General features: G+C 59.9%; 18 protein-coding genes. 14 read left to right on the forward strand and 4 right to left on the reverse strand.

The window, feature by feature from the left end; genetic code table 11:
- Nucleotide 1: 1 nt before the first annotated feature.
- The 5 genes from dgcA (at nucleotide 2) to ACM6IR_RS02465 (ending at nucleotide 6,821) form a co-directional block, all read left to right on the forward strand.
- On the forward strand, nucleotides 2-2,062 hold the full coding sequence (gene dgcA, locus ACM6IR_RS02445) for a dimethylglycine demethylation protein DgcA (protein ID WP_414906214.1): 2,061 nt from the start codon (nucleotides 2-4) through the stop codon (nucleotides 2,060-2,062).
- A gap of 173 nt (nucleotides 2,063-2,235) precedes the next feature.
- Nucleotides 2,236-4,185: a dimethylglycine demethylation protein DgcB gene (gene dgcB, locus ACM6IR_RS02450; protein ID WP_414906215.1), complete on the forward strand. Its 1,950-nt coding sequence runs from the start codon at nucleotides 2,236-2,238 to the stop codon at nucleotides 4,183-4,185.
- Entirely contained in the window at nucleotides 4,185-5,405 is a 1,221-nt protein-coding gene (locus tag ACM6IR_RS02455) for an electron transfer flavoprotein subunit alpha/FixB family protein (protein ID WP_414906216.1), read from the forward strand. The genes dgcB and ACM6IR_RS02455 overlap by 1 nt, the downstream gene beginning before the upstream one ends.
- 15 nt (nucleotides 5,406-5,420) lie before the next feature.
- On the forward strand, nucleotides 5,421-6,191 hold the full coding sequence (locus ACM6IR_RS02460; RefSeq protein WP_414906217.1) for an electron transfer flavoprotein subunit beta: 771 nt from the start codon (nucleotides 5,421-5,423) through the stop codon (nucleotides 6,189-6,191).
- A gap of 63 nt (nucleotides 6,192-6,254) precedes the next feature.
- Entirely contained in the window at nucleotides 6,255-6,821 is a 567-nt protein-coding gene (locus tag ACM6IR_RS02465; RefSeq protein ID WP_414906218.1) for a GNAT family N-acetyltransferase, read from the forward strand.
- Nucleotides 6,822-7,204: 383 nt separating this feature from the next.
- Here ACM6IR_RS02465 and ACM6IR_RS02470 read toward each other — a convergent pair whose 3' ends face one another.
- A complete protein-coding gene (locus ACM6IR_RS02470) occupies nucleotides 7,205-7,411 on the reverse strand; it encodes a hypothetical protein (protein WP_414906219.1) in 207 nt (68 codons plus the stop codon).
- A gap of 283 nt (nucleotides 7,412-7,694) precedes the next feature.
- Complete coding sequence (gene gbcA, locus ACM6IR_RS02475; protein ID WP_414906220.1) at nucleotides 7,695-8,990, reverse strand: glycine-betaine demethylase subunit GbcA; 1,296 nt, start codon at nucleotides 8,988-8,990, stop codon at nucleotides 7,695-7,697.
- Between the two features lie 282 nt (nucleotides 8,991-9,272).
- Between gbcA and gbcB the strand changes: the two genes are divergently transcribed.
- The gene (gene gbcB / locus ACM6IR_RS02480; protein WP_414906221.1) at nucleotides 9,273-10,373 is read left to right on the forward strand and encodes a glycine-betaine demethylase subunit GbcB; all 1,101 of its coding nucleotides are present in this window, start codon (nucleotides 9,273-9,275) and stop codon (nucleotides 10,371-10,373) included.
- Nucleotides 10,374-10,575: 202 nt separating this feature from the next.
- Here gbcB and ACM6IR_RS02485 read toward each other — a convergent pair whose 3' ends face one another.
- Nucleotides 10,576-11,616: a low specificity L-threonine aldolase gene (locus tag ACM6IR_RS02485; protein WP_414906222.1), complete on the reverse strand. Its 1,041-nt coding sequence runs from the start codon at nucleotides 11,614-11,616 to the stop codon at nucleotides 10,576-10,578.
- A 133-nt stretch (nucleotides 11,617-11,749) separates the two neighbouring features.
- Here ACM6IR_RS02485 and ACM6IR_RS02490 point away from each other — a divergent pair, with 133 nt between their 5' ends.
- The 8 genes from ACM6IR_RS02490 (at nucleotide 11,750) to fdhA (ending at nucleotide 21,885) form a co-directional block, all read left to right on the forward strand.
- On the forward strand, nucleotides 11,750-12,481 hold the full coding sequence (locus ACM6IR_RS02490) for a TraX family protein (RefSeq protein WP_414906223.1): 732 nt from the start codon (nucleotides 11,750-11,752) through the stop codon (nucleotides 12,479-12,481).
- 232 nt (nucleotides 12,482-12,713) lie between these two features.
- A complete protein-coding gene (gene glyA, locus ACM6IR_RS02495; protein WP_414906224.1) occupies nucleotides 12,714-13,967 on the forward strand; it encodes a serine hydroxymethyltransferase in 1,254 nt (417 codons plus the stop codon).
- A gap of 23 nt (nucleotides 13,968-13,990) precedes the next feature.
- The gene (locus tag ACM6IR_RS02500; RefSeq protein WP_007947735.1) at nucleotides 13,991-15,241 is read left to right on the forward strand and encodes a sarcosine oxidase subunit beta; all 1,251 of its coding nucleotides are present in this window, start codon (nucleotides 13,991-13,993) and stop codon (nucleotides 15,239-15,241) included.
- Between the two features lie 14 nt (nucleotides 15,242-15,255).
- Nucleotides 15,256-15,585: a sarcosine oxidase subunit delta gene (locus tag ACM6IR_RS02505; RefSeq protein ID WP_414906225.1), complete on the forward strand. Its 330-nt coding sequence runs from the start codon at nucleotides 15,256-15,258 to the stop codon at nucleotides 15,583-15,585.
- Entirely contained in the window at nucleotides 15,582-18,599 is a 3,018-nt protein-coding gene (locus ACM6IR_RS02510) for a sarcosine oxidase subunit alpha (RefSeq protein WP_414906226.1), read from the forward strand. Before ACM6IR_RS02505 ends, ACM6IR_RS02510 begins: the two co-directional genes overlap by 4 nt.
- Nucleotides 18,600-18,790: 191 nt before the next feature.
- Entirely contained in the window at nucleotides 18,791-19,423 is a 633-nt protein-coding gene (locus ACM6IR_RS02515) for a sarcosine oxidase subunit gamma (protein WP_414906227.1), read from the forward strand.
- A gap of 195 nt (nucleotides 19,424-19,618) precedes the next feature.
- Entirely contained in the window at nucleotides 19,619-20,476 is an 858-nt protein-coding gene (purU, locus tag ACM6IR_RS02520) for a formyltetrahydrofolate deformylase (protein WP_414906228.1), read from the forward strand.
- 209 nt (nucleotides 20,477-20,685) lie between these two features.
- Nucleotides 20,686-21,885, forward strand: coding sequence for a formaldehyde dehydrogenase, glutathione-independent (gene fdhA, locus ACM6IR_RS02525; RefSeq protein WP_201115957.1), 1,200 nt, complete (start codon nucleotides 20,686-20,688; stop codon nucleotides 21,883-21,885).
- Nucleotides 21,886-21,927: 42 nt separating this feature from the next.
- Here fdhA and ACM6IR_RS02530 read toward each other — a convergent pair whose 3' ends face one another.
- The gene (locus ACM6IR_RS02530; RefSeq protein WP_414906229.1) at nucleotides 21,928-23,064 is read right to left on the reverse strand and encodes an RHS repeat-associated core domain-containing protein; all 1,137 of its coding nucleotides are present in this window, start codon (nucleotides 23,062-23,064) and stop codon (nucleotides 21,928-21,930) included.
- Between the last annotated feature and the right edge of the window lie 36 nt (nucleotides 23,065-23,100).

Genomic DNA, 23,100 nt, shown 5'->3' on the forward strand with positions numbered 1-23,100 from the left:
CATGGCTTTCGAAGCAATGTTCCAGCCGATCCAGATCGGTAAACTGACCATCCGCAACCGCGTGCTCAGCACCGCGCACGCCGAGGTCTATGCCACCGACGGCGGCATGACCACCGACCGGTACGTCAAGTATTACGAAGAGAAAGCCAAGGGCGGGATCGGCCTGGCGATTTGCGGCGGTTCCTCCAGTGTGGCGATTGACAGCCCGCAAGGCTGGTGGAAGTCGGTCAACCTGGCCGACGACCGGATCATTCCGCACTTTCAGAACCTGGCCGATGCCATGCACAAGCATGGCGCCAAGATCATGATCCAGATTACCCACATGGGTCGTCGCTCCCGCTGGGACGGCGAGCATTGGCCAACCCTGCTGTCGCCGTCGGGCATCCGTGAGCCGGTGCACCGCGCGACCTGCAAAACCATTGAACCGGAAGAAATCTGGCGGGTGATCGGCAACTACGCCACCGCGGCTGGCCGCGCCAAGGCCGGTGGCCTGGACGGCGTTGAACTGTCGGCGGTGCACCAGCACATGATCGACCAGTTCTGGAGCCCGCGAGTCAACAAGCGTACCGACGAATGGGGCGGCAGCTTCGAGAACCGCATGCGTTTCGGCCTGGAAGTGCTGAAGGCCGTGCGGGCTGAAGTCGGCCCGGATTTCTGCGTCGGCATCCGTCTGTGCGGTGACGAATTCCACCCGGACGGCTTGTCCCACGAAGACATGAAGCAGATCGCCAAGTACTACGATGACACCGGCATGGTCGACTTCATCGGCGTGGTGGGTTCGGGTTGCGATACTCACAACACCCTGGCCAACGTTATCCCGAACATGAGTTATCCACCGGAGCCGTTCCTGCATCTGGCCGCCGGTATCAAAGAAGTGGTGAAGGCTCCGGTTTTGCACGCGCAGAACATCAAGGACCCGAACCAGGCGACCCGCATTCTGGAAGGCGGTTACGTCGATATGGTCGGCATGACCCGCGCCCACATCGCCGACCCGCACCTGATCGCCAAGATCAAAATGGGCCAGGTTGACCAGATCAAACAATGCGTCGGTGCCAACTACTGCATCGACCGTCAGTACCAGGGTCTGGACGTACTGTGCATCCAGAACGCCGCGACTTCCCGTGAATACATGGGCGTGCCGCACATCATCGAGAAATCGACCGGTGTGAAACGCAAAGTCGTGGTGGTCGGTGCCGGTCCTGCCGGGATGGAGGCCGCTCGCGTCTCCGCCGAACGAGGTCACGACGTCACCCTGTTCGAGAAAAAAGAGTTCATTGGCGGGCAGATCACCACCGCCTCGAAAGCGCCACAACGGGACCAGATCGCCGGTATCACGCGCTGGTTCCAGCTGGAACTGGCGCGTTTGAAAGTCGACCTGCGCCTGGGTGTGGCCGCTGATGCGGCGACCATTCTCGACCTGCGTCCGGACGTGGTAGTGCTTGCCGTTGGCGGTCATCCATTCCTGGAGCAGAACGAGCACTGGGGCGCGGCTGAAGGCCTGGTGGTCAGCAGCTGGGACATCCTCGACGGCAAGGTGGCACCGGGCAAGAACGTGCTGGTCTACGACACCATTTGCGAGTTCACCGGGATGTCCACCGCGGACTTCCTCGCCGACAAGGGCAGCCAGGTCGAGATCGTCACCGACGACATCAAGCCAGGCGTGGCGATTGGCGGTACATCGTTCCCGACGTACTACCGCAGCATGTACCCCAAAGAAGTGATCATGACCGGGGACATGATGCTGGAGAAGGTCTACCGCGAAGGCGACAAGCTGGTGGCGGTGCTGGAAAACGAATACACCGGCGCCAAAGAGGAGCGGGTGGTGGACCAGGTGGTCGTCGAAAACGGCGTGCGCCCGGACGAAGAAATCTATTACGCGCTGAAGGAAGCGTCGCGCAACAAAGGCCAGATGGACATCGAAGCCTTGTTCGCGATCAAGCCGCAGCCATCGCTGAGCCAGGCGGGCGACGGCTACTTGCTGTTCCGCATCGGCGACTGCGTGGCGCAGCGCAACACCCACGCGGCGATCTACGACGCGCTGCGGTTGTGCAAGGATTTCTAAGAGCTTGTGGATAACCCCGTAGGAGCGAGGCTTGCCCGCGAAGTCGGACTGACATTCAACGTTGATGTCGGCTGATCCATCGCCTTCGCAGGCAAGCCTCGCTCCTACCGGGAATCGGGCAAGGCATCCAGCTAGTTAAGCCTGCAAGACCTTTCGGTCTTTGGGAGCTCCACATGTTGAACACCCTTCTTCCAATCCTGTTGTTCGCTGCCTTGGGCCTTGCGGTTCTGGGCGCGTTGCGGCGGGTGGCAATGTGGCGCCGAGGTCGTGCCTCGAAGGTCGACCTGATCGGCGGCCTCTTTGCCATGCCCAAGCGCTACATGGTCGATTTGCACCATGTCGTCGCGCGGGACAAATACATTGCCAATACCCACGTCGCCACGGCCGGTGGTGCGGTGGCGTCCATCGTGCTGGCGATTCTGGTTCACGGTTTCGGACTGCATAACCGCTTCCTCGGTTATGCACTGCTGCTGATGACGACGGTGATGTTCGTCGGTGCGATCTTTGTGTACCTGCGTCGGCGCAACCCGCCGGCCCGTTTGTCCAAAGGTCCGTGGATGCGCCTGCCGAAAAGCCTGCTGGCGTTCTCCGCGTCGTTCTTCCTGGTAACCCTGCCGGTGGCGGGCATTCTTCCGGAAAATTTCGGTGGTTGGCTGTTGGCGGTCATCCTCGGAATCGGCGTGCTCTGGGGCGTCTCGGAATTGTTCTTCGGCATGACCTGGGGCGGCCCAATGAAGCACGCCTTCGCCGGTGCGTTGCACCTGGCCTGGCACCGTCGCGCCGAACGCTTTAATGGTGGTCGTTCCACCGGTTTGAAACCGCTGGACCTGAACGACCCGACCGCGCCGCTGGGCGTGGAAAAACCCAAGGATTTCACCTGGAACCAACTGCTCGGTTTTGACGCCTGCGTGCAGTGCGGTAAGTGTGAGGCGGCGTGCCCGGCGTTCGCCGCCGGCCAGCCGCTGAACCCGAAAAAGCTGATTCAGGACATGGTGGTCGGCCTGGCGGGTGGCACCGATGCCAAGTTCGCCGGCAGCCCGTATCCAGGTAAAGCCATCGGCGAGCATGCCGGCAATCCGCATCAGCCGATCGTCAACGGTCTGGTAGACGCCGAGACGCTGTGGTCGTGCACCACGTGCCGCGCTTGCGTCGAGGAATGCCCGATGATGATCGAGCACGTCGACGCGATCGTCGACATGCGCCGTCATCTGACCCTGGAAAAAGGCGCGACCCCGAACAAGGGCGCCGAAGTCCTGGAAAACCTGATCGCCACCGACAACCCTGGCGGCTTCGCCCCGGGTGGCCGGATGAACTGGGCGGCGGATTTGAACCTGAATCTGCTCAGCGACAAGAAATCCGTCGACGTGCTGTTCTGGGTCGGCGACGGTGCCTTCGACATGCGCAACCAGCGCACCCTGCGAGCCTTCGTCAAAGTGCTGAAAGCGGCCAAAGTCGACTTTGCCGTGCTGGGACTCGAAGAACGCGACAGCGGTGACGTAGCCCGGCGTCTGGGCGATGAAGCGACGTTCCAGCTGTTGGCCAAACGCAACATCCAGACCCTGGCCAAGTACAGCTTCAACCGCATCGTCACCTGCGATCCGCACAGCTTCCACGTGTTGAAAAACGAGTACGGCGCCTTCGATGGCAACTACGTCGTGCAGCACCACAGCACCTACATGGCGGAAATCATCGGCGCTGGCGCGCTCAACCTCGGCCAGCACAAAGGCAGCAGCGTGACGTATCACGATCCGTGCTACCTCGGTCGCTACAACGGTGAATACGAGGCGCCGCGTGAAGTGCTGCGCGCCCTGGGGATCGAGATCAAGGAAATGCAACGTTCCGGTTTCCGCTCGCGCTGCTGCGGCGGTGGTGGCGGTGCACCGATCACCGACATCCCGGGCAAGCAACGGATTCCCGACATGCGCATGGAAGACATCCGTGAAACCGGCGCCGAACTGGTGGCCGTGGGTTGTCCACAGTGCACTGCGATGCTCGAAGGTGTGGTCGAACCCCGGCCGCTGATCAAGGACATCGCCGAACTGGTGGCGGACGCGTTGCTCGAAGACGCGGCCCCAAGCAAGCCGACCACACCGGCCCAACGTGAACCTGCGGAGGCGCACTGATGAGCGACATTATCCGCCGCGATCCCCGCGCCGAATGGATTGCCCGTAACCGCCTGCACCCTCTGCACGCGGCCATGCAACCGGCGCAACACAGCTGGATGGGGCCCAACGGCCTCATCCGCAAGAACGTGCATGGCATCGGTTTTATCGGTCCTAACGGTATCAAACGGATTGACCGTAGCGGCGCTCAACAGGGTGGGGCGACCAAACGCTCGGCGGCTGTTGAAGTGCAATTGCCGCTGCATCAAGTGCCGCAACCGGCGTTCTACATCAGCGTGGTGCCGGATATGGTCGGCGGCCGTTTGAGCAGTCATGACCGCGACTTGCTGGGCCTGGCTCATCAATTGGCCGGCAAGGAAGGCGCGGTGTTGGCCGTGGTCTTCGGCGAACACAAAGAGAATGCCTTTGCCACGGCTGGCGTCGATCGCCTGTTGGTACTGTCGGGCGAAGAGTTCAGCGGTTATGCACCGGAACAACGGGTTCAGGGCCTGCGGGCTGTGGATAACCAGTTCAGCCCCCGTCACTGGTTGCTGCCGGACAGCCGCAGCGGTGGCGGCGAGCTCGGCCGGCGCTTTGCCGCCGCGCTGGGTGAACGCCCGGCCACGCGGGTCTGGCAGGTCAAGGATCAGGAATGCATCGGCCGCGCCGGTGCTGGCCTGCAGGACCTTGCACGCCCGGTTGCGCGACTGATTCTGGCGGCTGCCGAATGCGCCGAACCGGTCAGCGAAACCCGTCACGAAGCATTGCCGGTGGAGTTATCCACAGCCGTGGCCCGCAGTCTGTCGCGCATCGAGGATCTGGGTGCCGTGGCAGTGGACCCGGCAGCGATTCCGATGGCCGAAGCCGAGTTCATCTTCTCCGGCGGCAACGGCGTCAAGGATTGGGGGCTTTTCCACAGGACGGCCGAAGCCTTGGGCGCCACCGAAGGCGCCTCCCGCGTGGCGGTGGACGATGGCTTCATGGCGCGCGACCGTCAGGTCGGCGCGTCCGGCACCTGGGTCACCGCACGGGTTTATGTGGCGGTGGGCATTTCCGGGGCGATCCAGCACCTGCAAGGCATTGGCGCCTGCGACAAGGTGGTGGCCATCAACCTGGACCCGGGCTGCGACATGATCAAGCGGGCCGACCTGTCGGTGATTGGCGAGAGCGCCGAGATTCTTCAAGCCTTGATCGAAGCAGTAGCGGCTTACCGCAACGACGCCAAGCGCGATGCGGCTTAAGGGAAGGAAAGGGTTATGAGCACGAAAATCATCAGCCTGGTGTCCATCGGCGCCCATCCGACCTCCGGCCGGCCACGTCGCGCCGAGCAAGATGCGCGGGCCGTGGAACTGGGCCTGCAACTGGCGGGGAATAACCTGCAAGTGCTGCATGCCGGGGACGTTGCCGAACCGGCGCTGCGAGCTTACTTGGGCATGGGCCTGGAACAACTGCACGTGCTGGAACAACCGGATGGCGCCGACGCGTTGCCAGCGTTGACCGCCTATCTGCGGGAGGCCGGGGCACAAGTCGTGCTGACCGGCAGCCAGGCGGAAACCGGTGAAGGCTCGGGCATGTTGCCGTTCCTGCTGGCCGAAAGCCTCGGCTGGCCATTGGTGGTGGGATTGGCCCAAGTGGAATCCATCGACGGCAGTTCGGCGTTGGTCCTGCAAGCCTTGCCCCGTGGTCAGCGGCGTCGCTTGAAGGTGCGCCTGCCGTTTCTGGCCACTGTGGATAACGCCGCGCCCAAAGCTCGGCAGAGCGCCTACGGCCCGGCCCGTCGCGGGGTATTGCAGGCTGATGAAGTGGAAGTCATCGACGATGAACTGCTGACGGTGGCAACCCTGCAACCGGCCAAGCCACGGCCCAAACGCTTGAAGGTGATCAAAGCCAAGAGCGGCGCGGACCGGATGAAAGCCGCGACGGCCAAGGCCAGCGGCGGTGGCGGGCAGGTGCTTAAAGGCGTTACTGCGCAAGCGGGAGCTGAAGCGATTCTCAAGTTGTTGATCGAAGAAGGCGTGGTTCGCTAACCGATAACCGGCGCCGCGCGAATAATGTGGGAGCGAGCCGGCTCGTTCCCACAAGGAAAAATAATGGCAGTTGAATTTCGTTTGGCCCTGCGCAGCGATGCGCGGGAGATTGCGCGTTTGTTTCAGATTTCATCTGAGGGCGCTGCGGATTACATCTGGAGCCAACTGGCACAGCCCGGCCAGGACCTGTTGGACGTAGGCGCCAGTCGTTACGCCCGTGAGGACGTCGATTTTTCCTATCAGAACTGCGTGATAGCGCAGGCAGAAGGGAAGGTCATTGGCATGATGCACAGCTATGTGATGCGTTACGATCCACAGGCGGCTCCTGTCACCGATCCAGTCCTGGCGCCGTATGCCACGATGGAAATCCCCGACACGCTTTATATTTCGAGCCTGGCGTTGCATGAGGGCTGGCGCAATCAAGGCCTGGGCCAACAATTCCTAGCCTACGCTTACGACCGTGCCAACCAGTTGGGCCTCAATGGCTTGAGCCTGATCGACTATGCCGCGAATACCGGCGCCTGCCGGTTTTATCAACGGCATGGCTTCCGAATCGTCGATACCTGCCAGATCACGCCGCATCCGATGATTCGGGTCACCGGTGAAGCCTATTTGATGTATCGGCCCTGAGCTGAACGCAAATCCCTGTAGGAGCCGAGCTTGCTCGCGATGACGGACTGACATCCAGCATCGAGGTCGCCTGATGCATCGCTATCGCGAGCAAGCTCGCTCCCACAGAATTTACCCACAATCCCTGTTAACGCTTCTGTGGATAACATGTTCGTCCTTCGCTACACACCATGCCCGTCAAGCTCTGCAAGCCTTCGTATAAAAAACAACCAGCCTAACTCCCGGTTTTTTCGAGCTTTTTCCAGAGGATAAGTGTGCAGGAGCGCCAATACTTGCCCCCAATCTCTGTTGGCGCTTCTGTGGATAAGATGTTCGCTGTCCGCTGCAGCCCATACAAACCGGGCCTTTCAGGTTTGTGGTTAAAAAACGATCAATCCGCCGTTTTAATCAGATAAATCATGCAAAAGCCTTGATTTATCGCGGCTTGATGCGGTTTTCCACAGATCCACCGAAGTTGCCCCCAAAGTCTGTTGGCGCTTCTGTGGATAAGGTGTTCGCCATCCTCTGCAGCCCACGTAAACCGTGCCTTTCAAGCTATCGATCAAAAAACAATCAATCACCGTCAAAAATCCTGGTTCTGGATAAGTCACGGATTTTCTTCAGTTTCTGTGGAGAAAGTTTTCGGCAAATCCGCACTTGTCCCCATTAGCTGTGGGTGGAGGTGTGGATAACTTGTTTGCTGAAGGCTGGAAGCCATGCTGCGTATAGGCCTGAACGTAATAGGTCATATTTCGTACAGTTCTAATGCTGGGGGAGGTGTATTGCGAAGGATGAGAGTTGGGACAGGTCAACTGCCTTCGCGAGCAGGCTCCCACACTGGCTGTGTGAGCAACACAGATTCAATGTGCGAGCCTGCTCGCGAAGCTTTTGACGTTAGCCCTGGACCGGAACGCCTTTGAGGTAAGGCGCAGGCTCGGCACCGAGGTTGTTCAGCAGACGCTCGCTGTACCAATCCACGAAATTCACCACACCAAACTCATAGGTCTTGGAGTAAGGCCCTGGCTGGTACGCCGTGGAGTTGATGCCGCGCTGGTTCTCTTCAGCCAGGCGACGGTCCTGGTTGTTGGTTTCGTCCCACACCTTGCGCATGCGATCTACGTCGTAATCCACGCCTTCGACAGCGTCCTTGTGCACGATCCACTTAGTGGTGACCATGGTTTCCTGCGCACTGATCGGCCACACGGTAAAGACGATGATGTGGTCGCCCATGCAGTGGTTCCAGGAGTGCGGCAGGTGCAGGATGCGCATCGAGCCCAGGTCCGGGTTTTTGATGCGGCCCATGAGTTTGGCGCAGCCTTGTTTGCCGTCCAGGGTCATCGACACGGTGCCTTTGAGCAGCGGCATGCGCACGATGCGGTTACGCAGGCCGAAACTGGCGTGGGCGTAAGGAATCTTCTCGGCTTCCCAGGCCGCGGCGGAGTCGGCGACGTGATCCTTGAAGGCCTGGTCGGCGCGCGGGTCGGTAACGTCGTCCCATTCCAGCAGAGTCTTGAGCAGTTCCGGGTGCGACGCGTTGCAGTGGTAGCACTCGCGGTTGTTTTCCAGCACCAGTTTCCAGTTGGCTTTTTCGAACAAGGTGGTCTGGATGGCCACCTTGGTGTTTTCCATGTCGTACGGTTCCATGTAATGGCTCAGCGTCGACAGGAAGTCATCAATGGCGGGTGGGTTCTCCGACAGGCTGATGAAGATGTAACCACCGGCGGTCTTCACGTTGACCGGTTTGAGGCCGTACTGCTTCATGTCGAAGTCGTCGCCCATTTCTGTGCCGGCGAACAGCAGGCGACCGTCCAGTTCGTACGTCCACTGGTGGTAGTGGCAAACCAGTTTGGCGACTTTGCCTTTTTCAGTGGTGCACAACCGCGAACCGCGATGGCGGCAGACGTTGTGGAACGCATGCACCACGCCGTCGGCGCCGCGAATCACGATGATCGGGTTCTTGCCGACTTCCAGGGTCAGGAAGTTGCCCTTGGTCGGGATTTCGCAGGTCATGCCGGCGATCAACCATTCTTTCTGGAAGATTTCCTGCATGTCGATATCAAACAGCCGCTCGTCAGAGTAAAACGGCTGCGGCAGCGAGAAAGTACGCTCGCGCTCTTGCAGCATCTGCGCGGTGGCCTTGCGTGCGGGTTCCAGTGGATCGCCCAGGCTCAGGGTAGTGGTGACGTCCATCATTTAATCCTCAAGGCCATTCAGTGTGGCCGGCGAAAGTGGCTGATCAGGTTTGCTACGCAAGGTGTAAAGGTTATGTCTTGGTATGGAGCGAGTGTGGGGCCGGCGTTGCCCGCAACCTTATCCACGAGCGACATGGCCAACTCTGTTCCCGACGCGCAACCCCCGGCAGTTGGGGGCTGGTCGCGATAAGTATGTGAATGTCGCAGATAGGTAAATGGGTGGTTCGCGCTATACGCAGAATTGCCAACATAAGGCCGACCATCGGCGGTGGAGAACAGCATGTCCAACAGCTTCCTGAATCCGGTAACCACCCAGACCTGGGCCAATGGCCGACACATCGTCCGTTGCGTCAAAGTCATCCAGGAAACCTGGGATGTGCGCACCTTCTGTTTTATGGCTGACCAGCCGATCCTGTTCTTTTTCAAGCCGGGGCAGTTTGTCACCCTGGAGCTGGAAATCGAAGGCGTGCCGATCATGCGCTCCTACACCATTTCCAGCTCGCCGTCGGTGCCGTACAGCTTTTCGGTGACGATCAAGCGCGTACCGGGCGGCAAGGTCTCCAACTGGCTGCACGACACGCTGCATGAAGGCCAGGAGCTGGCGGTGCACGGGCCGGTCGGGCTGTTTAACGCGATGGACTTCACGGCGCCGAAGGTTCTGTACCTCAGCGGCGGTGTCGGGATCACGCCTGTCATGTCGATGGCACGCTGGTTCTACGACACCAACGGCAATGTCGACATGGTGTTTATCCACAGTGCCCGTTCGCCGAAAGACATCATTTATCACCGCGAACTGGAACACATGGCGTCGCGGATCGATAACTTCAGCCTGCACCTGATTTGCGAGAAGCATGGTATGGGTGAGCCCTGGGCCGGTTATCGCGGTTACCTCAATCACAGAATGCTTGAATTGATGGCACCGGACTTCCTTGAGCGAGAAGTGTTCTGTTGCGGACCGACGCCGTACATGAATGCGGTCAAGCGCATGCTCGAGACCGCTGGCTTCGACATGAAGCGGTATCACGAGGAATCCTTCGGCGCCACGCCACCGGAAGCCCGCGCCGATGCGGTGGAACAAGCAGAGATTGCCGCAGACGCCCCGGAAATCGATCTGGCAGATCTGCATCAGGTGGAATTCACCACATCCGGCAAGAGCATTCGTGTGGCGCCAGGTGAAACCGTGCATGCGGCGGCGGCGAAGCTCGGTCTGCTGATCCCGAAAGCATGCGGGATGGGGATTTGCGGGACGTGCAAGGTGATGAAGCTGGGGGGCGAGGTCGAGATGGACCACAACGGCGGAATTACCGAGGAAGACGAAGCCGAAGGTTTCATTCTTTCTTGCTGCAGCGTGCCGAAGGGCGACGTGCGCATCGAGTTCTGATCGACCGCCAGGCACCTTTAATGACTGCTGATCTGTAGCAGCTGGCGAAGCCTGCGTCCGGCTGCTGTAGGAGCGAGGCTTGCCCGCGAAGGCGTCAGTTCTGACACACCGCGTTATCGTTCTTCGCGAGCAAGCTTCGCTCCTACAGCAGCCGGATGCAGGCTTCGCCAGCTGCTACAGGGCGTGCAGACCGGCGTGGGGATTAGCGGGACATCACTTCGCGAATATCTGCCGCCAATTCACGTACGCGCTCTTCTTCGGTGTCCCACGAGCACATGAAGCGTGCGCCGCCGTTGCCGATGAAGGTGTAGAAGCGCCAGCCCTTGGCGGTCAGCGCGGCGATGGCCGGTTCCGACAGTTGCAGGAACACGCCGTTGGCCTGCACCGGGAACATCAGTTCTACGCCGGGAATGTCGCTCACCAGCTCAGCAAGCAACTGTGCGCAGTGGTTGGCGTGGCGGGCGTATTTGAGCCAGGCGTCGTTTTCCAGAATCCCGACCCACGGTGCCGACAGAAAGCGCATCTTTGACGCCAGCTGACCGGCCTGTTTGCAGCGGTAGTCGAAGTCTTCGGCCAATTTGTGGTTGAAGAACAGAATCGCCTCACCCACCGCCATGCCGTTTTTCGTGCCGCCGAAGCACAACACGTCGACGCCAGCCTTCCAGGTCAGATCCGCTGGCGTGCACCCGAGGAACGCACAGGCGTTGGAGAATCGCGCACCGTCCATGTGCAGGTTCAGGCCCAGCTCTTTGCAGGTGGCGCTGATGGCGCGGATTTCTTCCGGGGTGTAGACGCTGCCGACTTCAGTGGCCTGGGTCAGGGTCACGACGCGCGGTTTCGGGTAGTGGATGTCCTGACGCTTGAGGGCGACTTCGCGGATCGATTCCGGGGTCAGCTTGCCGTTTTCGGTACGGGCGATCAGCAACTTGGAGCCGTTGGAGAAAAATTCCGGTGCGCCGCACTCGTCGGTTTCGACGTGGGCGGTTTCCGAGCAGATCACGCTGTGGTAACTCTGGCACAGCGACGACAGGGCCAGGGAGTTGGCCGCGGTGCCGTTGAAGGCGAAGAATACTTCGCAGTCGGTTTCGAACAGTTTGCGGAAATCGTCGGACGCGCGGGCGGTCCATTCGTCGTCGCCATAAGCGCGTTGGTGGCCGTGGTTGGCCTGTTCCATGGCCGCCCAGGCTTCAGGGCAGATACCGGAATAGTTGTCGCTGGCGAATTGTTGGCTCTTATCGGTCATGGCCCTGCTTTCCGTAATCGAGACGCCTATGGTGAAGTGTCCCGTGGTCAATGATGGTGCGCACTTTACCGAAGATCGTCCGGGGAGCACACGCAATGTGTCTGACAGAAAAATACAAAGACGACGGGCAATTATGCACGTGACTCAACGGGACAGTGCACTGGATCTGCTCAAGTGGCTGGCCGTGTTGAGTATGGTGCTCGATCACCTGCGATATGTCGGCTACTCCATCGATCTGCTGTTTGTTCCTGGACGACTGGCGTTTCCCTGGTTCTGTCTGGCAATGGCGGCGAATCTGTCCCGGACCCGCGCAGAGACGTCTGGCCAGCCGTGGCGTTACCTGGGTTGGCTGTTGCTGTTTAGCGCCATCAGCGAAATCCCGTACCGGATGTTCATTGTTGAGCACGACACCCTCAATGTGCTGCCCACGTTGACGTTGGGCCTACTGGTGGCGCGTGGCTGGCAGCATAAGACGCTTCAGTCGCGACTGCTGGCGATTGGCGCTCTGACGTTGGCGGCACTGTTCTCGGAACGACTGATGTTCGGCTTCTTCGGTGTGTTGTTGCCGCTGGCAACGCTGCTGGTGATCAACCGCCCCTGGTATTTCAGCCTGTTGCCAGGGGTGATCTGCCTCGCGGCCAATCAATGGCAGGTGTTGATTTGCGCCGCCAGGCTCGGCAACAGTTCCGCCGTCCCCGGTATCGCCGCGTGTCTGATCGCGCCATTGCTTGGACTGTTGCTATTGCGACATGCACGAGGCATCAAGCCGCCGCCGATGCGCCGCTGGGCGTATGCGCTTTATCCCGTGCATTTCCTCGCACTTCTGGCTTTGCGCGACCTTCTGACACACATGCGGTCTTTGTAGCAGCTGCCGAAGGCTGCGTTCGACTGCGCAGCAGTCAAACGCAGCCTTCGGCAGCTGCTACAAGGCGTGCGTATTACCCTCTTTGCGGCCTATGTCGTAAACGCACCTTTGCGTGGCGTCCATAGGCATTTGGCCTGTCTGCGCCGGTCATACCATCGCATCAAAGGGCACGACCGCAAGGTACGTGCCTCACCGAGACGAAAGGCGCACCGCCGCCGCTGGGAGAGACGCGATGTTCAGCAAGAAAGACCAGATCCAGGGTTACGACGATGCACTGCTGGCGGCGATGAATGCCGAGGAGCAACGCCAGGAAGATCACATCGAGCTGATCGCGTCAGAGAACTACACCAGCAAACGCGTGATGGAAGCGCAGGGCAGTGGCCTGACCAACAAGTACGCCGAAGGCTATCCGGGCAAGCGCTACTACGGTGGCTGCGAGCACGTCGACAAGGTTGAAGCCCTGGCCATCGAGCGCGCCAAGCAACTGTTCGGTGCGGACTACGCCAACGTGCAACCGCACTCCGGCAGCCAGGCCAACGCCGCTGTCTACCTCGCGCTGCTGAATGCGGGCGACACTGTGCTGGGCATGAGCCTGGCCCACGGCGGTCACCTGACCCACGGCGCCAAAGTCAGCTTCTCCGGCAAACTCTACAACGCTGTTCAGTACGGCATCGACACCACCACCGGCCTGATCGATTACGACGAAGTCGAGCGTCTGGCGGTCGAGCACAAGCCGAAAATGATCATCGCCGGGTTCTCCGCTTACTCCAAGACCCTGGACTTCCCGCGTTTCCGTCAGATCGCTGACAAGGTCGGCGCGTACTTCTTCGTCGACATGGCGCACGTAGCCGGTCTGGTCGCTGCCGGCCTGTACCCGAACCCGCTGCCGTACGCCGACGTGGTCACCACCACCACCCACAAAACCCTGCGCGGTCCACGTGGTGGCCTGATCCTGGCCAAGGCCAACGAAGAGCTGGAAAAGAAATTCAACGCAGCAGTGTTCCCCGGCGGCCAGGGCGGCCCGCTGATGCATGTGATCGCGGGTAAAGCGGTGTGCTTCAAGGAAGCGCTGGAGCCCGGTTTCAAGGCTTACCAACAACAAGTGATCGATAATGCCCAGGCCATGGCCGGCGTATTTATCAAACGCGGCTACGATGTAGTGTCCGGCGGTACCGATAACCACCTGTTCCTGGTCAGCCTGATCCGTCAGGGCCTCACCGGTAAAGAGGCGGATGCAGCACTCGGTCGCGCCCATATCACCGTCAACAAGAATGCTGTCCCGAACGATCCACAGTCGCCGTTCGTGACCTCCGGCCTGCGTATCGGCACCCCGGCGGTGACCACGCGCGGCTTCAAGGTGACCCAGTGCGTCACGCTGGCCGGCTGGATCTGCGACATCCTCGACAACCTTGGCGATGCCGATGTCGAGGCCAATGTTGCCGAGCAGGTTGCGGCCCTGTGCGCGGACTTCCCGGTTTATCGCTGAGCGCGGTTTTGGAGTAAATGACTATGCAACGCTACTCGGGCTTCGGCCTCTTCAAACACTCCCTCAGCCATCATGAAAACTGGCAGAAGATGTGGCGCACGCCGACCCCGAAAAAGGTCTATGACGTGGTTATCGTCGGCGGTGGCGGGCATGGTCTGGCGACCGCCTACTACCTGGCCAAAGAGCACGGCATCACCAACGTGGCCGTGGTCGAAAAGGGCTGGCTGGGCGGCGGTAACACCGCGCGCAACACCACCATCGTTCGCTCCAACTACCTGTGGGACGAGTCGGCGCACCTGTACGAACACGCAATGAAACTGTGGGAAGGCCTGTCCCAGGACCTGAACTACAACGTGATGTTCTCCCAGCGCGGCGTTTACAACCTGTGCCACACCCTGCAGGACATTCGTGATTCCGAGCGTCGGGTCAGCGCCAACCGCCTCAACGGCGTGGATGGCGAACTGCTCGATGCCAAACAAGTGGCCGACGAGATTCCGTACCTCGACTGCTCGAAGAACACCCGCTACCCGGTCATGGGCGCCACCGTCCAGCGTCGCGGCGGCGTGGCCCGTCACGATGCCGTGGCGTGGGGCTTTGCCCGTGCCGCTGACGCCTTGGGCGTGGACCTGATCCAGCAGACCGAAGTGATCGGCTTCCGCAAGGAAAACGGTGTGTGCATCGGTGTTGAAACCAACAAAGGCTTCATCGGCGCCAAGCGCGTCGGTGTAGTGACCGCCGGTAACTCCGGGCACATGGCCAAACTCGCGGGTTTCCGTCTGCCGATCGAATCCCACCCGCTGCAAGCGCTGGTGTCCGAGCCGATCAAGCCGATTATCGACAGCGTGATCATGTCCAACGCCGTACACGGTTACATCAGCCAGTCCGACAAGGGCGACCTGGTGATCGGTGCCGGTATCGACGGCTACAACGGCTACGGCCAGCGGGGTTCGTACCCGGTGATCGAGCACACCATCCAGGCCATCGTCGAAATGTTCCCGGTGCTGTCCCGCGTACGCATGAACCGTCAGTGGGGCGGCATCGTCGACACCACGCCGGATGCGTGCCCGATCATCTCGAAAACCCCGGTACCGAACATGTTCTTCAACTGCGGTTGGGGCACCGGTGGCTTCAAGGCAACACCTGGCTCGGGCAACGTCTTTGCCGCGAGCCTGGCCAAGGGTGAAATGCACCCATTGGCCGCACCTTTCTCCATCGACCGTTTCCACAACGGTGCGTTGATCGATGAACACGGCGCTGCTGCGGTTGCCCACTAACAGGAGAAATCCCCATGTTGCATATCTTCTGTCCTCACTGCGGCGAACTGCGCTCCGAAGAGGAATTCCACGCATCCGGCCAGGCGCACATCCCGCGTCCTCTGGATCCGACCAGCTGCACCGACGAGGAGTGGGGCGACTACATGTTCTTCCGCGATAACCCTCGCGGCCTGCACCACGAACTGTGGGATCACGTCGCCGGTTGCCGTCAGTACTTCAACGCCACACGCGACACCGTGACTTACGAGATTCTCGAAACCTACAAGATCGGCACCAAGCCGCAGTTCACTGACAAGACCGATAGCCCGAAAGCGGCCACGACGGCTCTGGGAGAGAAGGTATGAGCCAGATCAATCGCCTGTCCAACGGCGGACGGATCGACCGCAACAAAGTGCTGAGCTTCTCCTTCAACGGCCAGATCTACAAAGGCTTTGAAGGTGATTCCCTGGCCGCAGCCTTGCTGGCCAACGGTGTCGACATCATCGGTCGCAGCTTCAAGTATTCCCGTCCGCGCGGCATCTTCGCCGCCGGTGCCGAAGAGCCGAACGCGGTGCTGCAGATCGGCGCGACCGAAGCCACGCAGATCCCGAACGTACGCGCCACGCAACAAGCGCTGTATCAAGGCCTGGTCGCCACCAGCACCAACGGCTGGCCGAGCGTGAACAACGACATGATGGGGATTCTCGGCAAGGTCGGCGGCAAGCTGATGCCACCGGGCTTCTACTACAAAACCTTCATGTACCCGCAATCGTTCTGGATGACTTACGAGAAGTACATTCGTAAGGCCGCCGGTCTTGGACGCTCGCCGACCGAGAACGATCCGGACACCTACGACTACATGAACCAGCACTGTGACGTGCTGATCGTCGGCGGTGGCCCGGCAGGCCTGGCCGCTGCACTGGCGGCGGCTCGCAGTGGTGCCCGCGTGATCCTGGCCGATGAGCAGGAAGAGTTCGGCGGCAGCCTGCTCGATTCCCGCGAAAGCCTGGACGGCAAGCCTGCGACCGAGTGGGTCGCCAGCGTCATCGCCGAACTGAAAGACACCCCGGACGTGCTGCTGTTGCCGCGCGCCACGGTCAACGGCTACCACGACCATAACTTCCTGACCATTCACGAACGCCTCACCGATCACCTCGGCGACCGCGCGCCGATTGGCCAGGTGCGTCAGCGCATCCACCGTGTTCGCGCCAAACGCGTGGTGCTGGCGACCGGCGCTCATGAGCGTCCACTGGTCTACGGCAACAACGACGTGCCGGGCAACATGCTCGCTGGCGCCGTCTCGACTTACATTCGTCGTTACGGCGTGGCACCGGGCAAGAAACTGGTGCTGTCGACCAACAACGACCACGCCTACCGCGTTGCTCTGGATTGGCTGGATGCCAGCCTGCAAGTCGTGGCCATCGCTGACGCTCGAAGCAATCCTCGCGGTGCGCTGGTGGAAGAAGCACGGGCCAAAGGCATCCGCATCCTGACCGGCAGCGCCGTGATCGAGGCCCGTGGCAGCAAGCACGTCACCGCTGCTCGCGTTGCCGCGATCGATGTTAAATCGCATGCCGTGACCAGCCCTGGTGAGTGGCTCGAATGCGACCTGGTTGCCAGTTCCGGCGGTTACAGCCCGGTGGTTCACTTGGCTTCGCACTTGGGCGGCAAACCGATCTGGCGTGAAGATATCCTCGGTTTCGTACCGGGCGAAGCACCGCAGAAACGCGTGTGCGTCGGCGGCATCAACGGCGTCTATGGTCTTGGCGATTCCCTGGCCGATGGTTTTGAAGGCGGCGCTCGTGCTGCCAGCGAAGCCGGTTTCAGCGTGGTTGAAGGCACACTGCCCAAAGCCCTGAGCCGTCTCGAAGAACCGACGCTGGCGCTGTTCCAGGTGCCGCACGAAAAGAGCACCGCACGTGCGCCGAAGCAATTCGTCGACCTGCAAAACGACGTCACCGCAGCGGCCATCGAACTGGCGACCCGCGAAGGCTTCGAGTCGGTCGAGCACGTCAAACGCTATACCGCACTGGGCTTCGGTACTGACCAGGGCAAACTCGGCAACGTCAACGGCCTGGCCATCGCCGCCCGTTCGCTGAACGTGACCATCCCGCAAATGGGCACCACCATGTTCCGCCCGAACTACACGCCGGTGACCTTCGGCGCCGTAGCCGGTCGTCACTGTGGGCACATCTTCGAGCCTGTCCGTCACACCGCGCTGCATCACTGGCACGTGAAGAACGGCGCCGAGTTCGAGGATGTCGGTCAGTGGAAACGTCCGTGGTACTTCCCGAAAAACGGTGAAGACCTGCATACCGCGGTCAAGCGCGAATGCAAAGCCGTGCGCGACAGCGTCGGCCTGCTGGACGCTTCGACCCTGGGCAAGATCGACATCCAGGGCCCGGACTGCCGCGAGTTTCTTAACCGCATCTACACCAACGCCTGGACCAAGCTCGATGTGGGCAAGGCCCGTTATGGCCTGATGTGCAAAGAAGACGGCATGGTGTTCGACGACGGCGTGACTGCATGCCTGGCCGACAACCATTTCGTGATGACCACCACCACCGGCGGCGCTGCACGCGTGCTGCAATGGCTGGAAATCTACCACCAGACCGAATGGCCAGACCTGAAGGTGTACTTCACTTCCGTGACGGACCACTGGGCAACGATGACTCTGTCCGGGCCGAACAGCCGCAAGCTGCTCAGCCAGGTCACCGACATCGACCTGAGCAACGAAGCCTTCCCGTTCATGACCTGGAAAGAAGGCCTGGTCGGCGGTGTGCCGGCACGGGTATTCCGGATTTCGTTTACCGGTGAACTGTCGTACGAAGTCAACGTGCAGGCCGACTACGCCATGGGCGTGCTGGAAAAAATCGTCGAGGCGGGCAAGCAGTACAACCTGACCCCTTATGGCACCGAAACCATGCACGTTCTGCGCGCCGAGAAGGGCTTCATCATCGTCGGCCAGGACACCGATGGCTCGATGACCCCGGACGACCTGAACATGGGCTGGTGTGTGGGCCGCACCAAACCGTTCTCGTGGATTGGCCAACGTGGCATGAACCGCGAAGACTGCGTGCGTGATCAGCGCAAACAGTTGGTTGGCCTGAAGCCGATCGATCCGACCAAGTGGCTGCCGGAAGGTGCGCAACTGGTGTTCAACACCAAGCAAGCCATCCCGATGAGCATGGTCGGTCACGTCACCTCCAGTTATGCCCATAACTCCCTTGGCTATTCGTTTGCCATGGGCGTGGTCAAGGGCGGCTTGAGTCGCATGGGTGAGCGCGTGTTCGCACCGCTGGCCGACGGCAGTGTGATCGAGGCGGAAATCGTTTCTTCGGTGTTCTTCGATCCGAAGGGTGATCGCCAGAACGTTTAATGGCCTCGGGTCCTGTGGGCGCGCCGCGCAACCGCGTCGTCTGCATCGCGAGCAAGCTCGCTCCCACAGGATTGAAGTCGCCAGGAAAGTTTGTGTCAGGCATCCATCCAATGTGGGAGCGAGCTTGCTCGCGATGGCGGTAGTGCTGTCACCACAAGGGCCGGAACCAACAGAATTGATAAAGGTGCTTTATGACCGCAGCCAATGTTTACCAACAACGCCCAACCACTGGGGCCAAGGCCGAGTCGTCGCTGCATCATGCCGACCTCGCCAGCCTGGTGGGCAAGGGCCGCAAAAACGCCGGCGTGATCGTGCGTGAGAAAAAACTCCTCGGCCACCTGACCATTCGTGGTGATGGCCACGACGCGGCGTTTGCCGCGGGTGTGCACAAGGCACTCGGCATCGAATTGCCGGGCGCGCTGACTGTCGTGGTCAAAGGCGAAACCAGCCTGCAATGGATGGGGCCGGATGAATGGCTGCTGATCGTGCCGACCGGTGAAGAATTCGCCGCCGAGCAAAAACTGCGTAAAGCGCTGGGCGACCTGCACATCGCAATCACCAACGTCAGTGGCGGCCAGCAACTGCTCGAACTGAGCGGCCCGAACGTGCGTCAGGTGCTGATGAAATCCACCAGCTACGACGTGCACCCCAACAGCTTCCCGGTGGGCAAGGCTGTCGGCACGGTGTTCGCCAAGTCGCAACTGGTAATCCGCCATACCGCAGAAGACACCTGGGAACTGCTGATCCGTCGCAGCTTCTCGGATTACTGGTGGTTGTGGTTGCAGGACGCTGCGGCGGAATACGGGCTGAGCGTTCAGGCCTGAGGAGTTTGAAAGCAGTCGCGATCCATGTAGCAGCTGCCGAAGGCTGCGTTCGGCGGCGAAGCCGTCGTAATACCTGACCTCCCGATTCTGAATTGAAATCGGGGTGCCCGAAATTGCGACGGCTTCGCCGCCGGACGCAGCCTGGCGGCAGCTGCTACAAAAGCTGCGTCACCCACGAACAGGAGTCACCGCACTATGAGCCGCGCCCCAGACACATGGATTCTGACCGCCGACTGCCCAAGCGTTCTCGGCACCGTGGACGCGGTGACGCGCTTTCTGTTCGAGCAGGGCTGTTACGTTACCGAGCACCATTCCTTCGACGACCGGCTCTCGGGCCGTTTCTTCATTCGTGTGGAATTCCGTCAGCCTGATGGCTTCGACGAAGAGTCATTCCGCAAAGGCTTGGCCGAACGGGGTGAAGCCTTCGGCATGGTTTTCGAACTGACCCCGCCACATCACAGGCCGAAAGTAGTGATCATGGTGTCCAAGGCCGATCACTGCCTCAACGATTTGCTCTACCGTCAGCGTATCGGCCAACTGTCGATGGACGTGGTCGCCGTGGTGTCCAATCACCCGGACCTCAAGCCGTTGGCAGACTGGCACCAGATTCCGTACTACCACTTCCCGCTGGACCCGAATGACAAACCGTCCCAGGAGCGTCAGGTCTGGCAGGTCATCGAAGAGTCCGGCGCCGAACTGGTGATCCTTGCCCGTTACATGCAAGTCCTGTCGCCGGAGCTGTGCCGGAAACTCGACGGCAAGGCAATCAACATCCACCACTCCCTGCTGCCGGGTTTCAAGGGCGCCAAGCCGTATCACCAGGCCTACAACAAGGGCGTGAAACTGGTGGGCGCCACGGCGCACTACATCAACAACGACCTGGACGAAGGGCCGATCATCGCCCAGGGCGTGGAGGTGGTGGACCACAGTCACTACCCGGAAGACCTGATCGCCAAGGGGCGCGATATCGAAGGGCTGACCCTGGCGCGGGCCGTGGGTTATCACATTGAAAGAAGGGTATTTTTGAACGCGAATAGAACCGTCGTTCTTTAGATCGCTTTCGCGAGCAGGCTCGCTCCCACAAGGGGTTTGTGTGAGTAGGCCGATTTCTGCCGCACCAAAGATCAACTGTGGGAGCGAGCCTGCTCGCGAAGAGGCCCTCCCAGGCAACACAAGACACACAGGCAATAACCCGAGCAATCAACGCGCCGCCGATCCTGGGCGACGCGACCGCTACATAAAAACAACAGCGAGGTGAAAGCATGTCTGGTAATCGTGGTGTCGTGTATCTCGGCAATGGCCAGGTCGAAGTACAGAAAATCGACTATCCAAAAATGCAGGACCCGCGCGGCAGGAAGATCGAGCACGCTGTCATCCTGCGCGTGGTGTCCACCAACATCTGTGGTTCCGACCAGCACATGGTGCGTGGCCGTACTACAGCTCAAACCGGCCTGGTACTGGGCCACGAGATCACTGGCGAAGTGATCGAGAAGGGCCGCGACGTCGAAAACCTGCAGATCGGCGACCTGGTATCGGTGCCGTTCAACGTTGCTTGCGGGCGCTGCCGTTCCTGTAAGGAAATGCACACCGGCGTCTGCCTGAGTGTTAACCCGGCCCGTCCGGGCGGTGCCTACGGTTATGTCGACATGGGCGACTGGACCGGCGGCCAAGCCGAATACGCGATGGTGCCGTACGCTGACTTCAACCTGCTGAAACTGCCGGATCGCGATCGCGCCATGGAAAAAATCCGTGACCTGACCTGCCTCTCCGACATCCTGCCGACCGGCTACCACGGCGCAGTGACCGCCGGCGTTGGCCCAGGCAGCACCGTGTACATCGCTGGCGCCGGCCCGGTCGGTCTGGCGGCTGCCGCCTCTGCTCGCCTGCTGGGCGCAGCAGTAGTGATCATCGGCGACGTCAACACCGTCCGCCTGGCACACGCCAAGGCCCAGGGTTTTGAAATCGCCGACCTGTCACTGGACACCCCGCTGCACGAACAAATCGCCGCGCTGCTGGGCGAACCCGAAGTGGATTGCGCCGTCGACGCCGTGGGCTTCGAAGCACGCGGTCACGGCCATGACGGCGTGAAACACGAAGCTCCGGCCACCGTACTCAACTCCCTGATGGGCGTGGTCCGTGTGGCGGGCAAAATCGGTATCCCTGGCCTGTACGTGACTGAAGATCCGGGTGCAGTGGACGCCGCTGCAAAAATGGGCAGCCTGAGCATTCGCTTTGGTCTGGGCTGGGCCAAATCCCACAGCTTCCACACTGGGCAGACGCCTGTGATGAAGTACAACCGCCAGTTGATGCAGGCGATTATGTGGGACCGCATTCACATTGCTGACATCGTGGGTGTTGAGGTTATTAGCCTGGATGACGCGCCACGTGGTTATGGCGAGTTTGATGCGGGCGTGCCGAAGAAGTTTGTGATTGATCCGCATAAGTTGTTTAGTGCGGCGTAAGGGTATTTGGTTAAAGAAGAGGGCGACGTGATGTCGCCCTTTTTACTGAGAAAATCTAATTGATAGAAAGTTGTATGTGAAGTAATCATGTGTTTGACCTCTCGGGTCAAATGGATTGTATTTGTAGATGGATAAATTTATGTCTGGGTAGTCTTCATTATAAAATTGGTTCGCTTCATTTTTGAATTTTTTATAATAAGCATCTATTTGTTCTCTTGGGTCAAATGTGTTTTGCCAGTTTCTTACAGTGCCTATATAACCTTTGGTCTGTTTTTTAGTGAGTCTTCCGAGGTTTGCAGCGAAAGAGTTTTCACCGCCATTTCCCGAGTAGCATGCTAACACTCGTACACTATCAAATTGATCAAAATCTATTCCTTGTTTTTGTGCTTCGGAATAAAGGCGCTTGGCTCCCCAACGCACTCCATTTACGCCTATTTCAGAACTTTGGCCTGGAAGTGGTTTGCTACCGTGAGCGAAAAAATTCAGACGTCGTCCTCCTTTGTAAACATCCTCGAAACTGATGGCGCCCTCACCAACTCTGTGAATGTTTTTCATGGGTCCACTTCTGGATTTATGTGGCGCTCTGGTTGATTGGACTGGTTTGCTCATGCTCGCAATTTTATTGAGGTTGGCTCTCACAAATTTCCAGTTATGTCCTGTTGAGTCCCAGCGATTTATTGGACTCCCCTCACAATACGCATATGCATTCAACCCACCCACCCCAAACGGACTCCAACTGTCTGGGCTGTTAAACCGCATCAACACGGGATTAAATGCCCGATAGCCATTCCCCAACAAATAATGCCCCGTCACCGGATCCGACCGTTCACCGTTGAAGCCGAGCAAGCTGAGTAAGCCGTTTTCTGTTGGGCGATGACCATAGGGCGTGTAAGCAAGAAGGTTAGGGCGTACTGTCGCGAGTACGTTCAACACCGAGCGTTGCTGATCGGTGGCGAGCATGGCGGTTTCAGCTTTACCGCTCTGGCGTGTTTGTTGTGCCAGCAGATGATCTTCATGCTGAACGATCGAGCGCTGCACCGCGCCTTGCACCTCGGTGGCGAGGCGATCCTTGAAGTAGAAGCGCTGAGTGCTTGCCTCCTTTGAAGGCGTACAAGCGGTCAGCCGATTCAGCGGATCGTAGAAATAGCGGCAGAGCAGAGTTTCACGGTTGGACCGCATGGGCTGGGCTCCCTGAAGATCCTAGGTTCAGGGTTT

The sequence above is a fragment of the Pseudomonas sp. IT-P253 genome (assembly GCF_949768125.1).
In the GTDB taxonomy this organism is placed as follows: domain Bacteria; phylum Pseudomonadota; class Gammaproteobacteria; order Pseudomonadales; family Pseudomonadaceae; genus Aquipseudomonas.

What these genes read in the sequence shown, in the direction of transcription:
- gbcA (WP_414906220.1), bottom strand. Translation starts at nt 8,990, where the DNA reads ATGGACGTCACCACTACCCTGAGCCTGGGCGATCCACTGGAACCCGCA.
- dgcB (WP_414906215.1), top strand. Translation starts at nt 2,236, where the DNA reads ATGTTGAACACCCTTCTTCCAATCCTGTTGTTCGCTGCCTTGGGCCTT.
- ACM6IR_RS02510 (WP_414906226.1), top strand. Translation starts at nt 15,582, where the DNA reads ATGAGCCAGATCAATCGCCTGTCCAACGGCGGACGGATCGACCGCAAC.
- ACM6IR_RS02465 (WP_414906218.1), top strand. Translation starts at nt 6,255, where the DNA reads ATGGCAGTTGAATTTCGTTTGGCCCTGCGCAGCGATGCGCGGGAGATT.
- ACM6IR_RS02460 (WP_414906217.1), top strand. Translation starts at nt 5,421, where the DNA reads ATGAGCACGAAAATCATCAGCCTGGTGTCCATCGGCGCCCATCCGACC.
- ACM6IR_RS02485 (WP_414906222.1), bottom strand. Translation starts at nt 11,616, where the DNA reads ATGACCGATAAGAGCCAACAATTCGCCAGCGACAACTATTCCGGTATC.
- ACM6IR_RS02500 (WP_007947735.1), top strand. Translation starts at nt 13,991, where the DNA reads ATGCAACGCTACTCGGGCTTCGGCCTCTTCAAACACTCCCTCAGCCAT.
- gbcB (WP_414906221.1), top strand. Translation starts at nt 9,273, where the DNA reads ATGTCCAACAGCTTCCTGAATCCGGTAACCACCCAGACCTGGGCCAAT.
- ACM6IR_RS02490 (WP_414906223.1), top strand. Translation starts at nt 11,750, where the DNA reads ATGCACGTGACTCAACGGGACAGTGCACTGGATCTGCTCAAGTGGCTG.
- ACM6IR_RS02515 (WP_414906227.1), top strand. Translation starts at nt 18,791, where the DNA reads ATGACCGCAGCCAATGTTTACCAACAACGCCCAACCACTGGGGCCAAG.
- ACM6IR_RS02530 (WP_414906229.1), bottom strand. Translation starts at nt 23,064, where the DNA reads ATGCGGTCCAACCGTGAAACTCTGCTCTGCCGCTATTTCTACGATCCG.
- purU (WP_414906228.1), top strand. Translation starts at nt 19,619, where the DNA reads ATGAGCCGCGCCCCAGACACATGGATTCTGACCGCCGACTGCCCAAGC.
- ACM6IR_RS02505 (WP_414906225.1), top strand. Translation starts at nt 15,256, where the DNA reads ATGTTGCATATCTTCTGTCCTCACTGCGGCGAACTGCGCTCCGAAGAG.
- glyA (WP_414906224.1), top strand. Translation starts at nt 12,714, where the DNA reads ATGTTCAGCAAGAAAGACCAGATCCAGGGTTACGACGATGCACTGCTG.
- fdhA (WP_201115957.1), top strand. Translation starts at nt 20,686, where the DNA reads ATGTCTGGTAATCGTGGTGTCGTGTATCTCGGCAATGGCCAGGTCGAA.
- dgcA (WP_414906214.1), top strand. Translation starts at nt 2, where the DNA reads ATGGCTTTCGAAGCAATGTTCCAGCCGATCCAGATCGGTAAACTGACC.
- ACM6IR_RS02455 (WP_414906216.1), top strand. Translation starts at nt 4,185, where the DNA reads ATGAGCGACATTATCCGCCGCGATCCCCGCGCCGAATGGATTGCCCGT.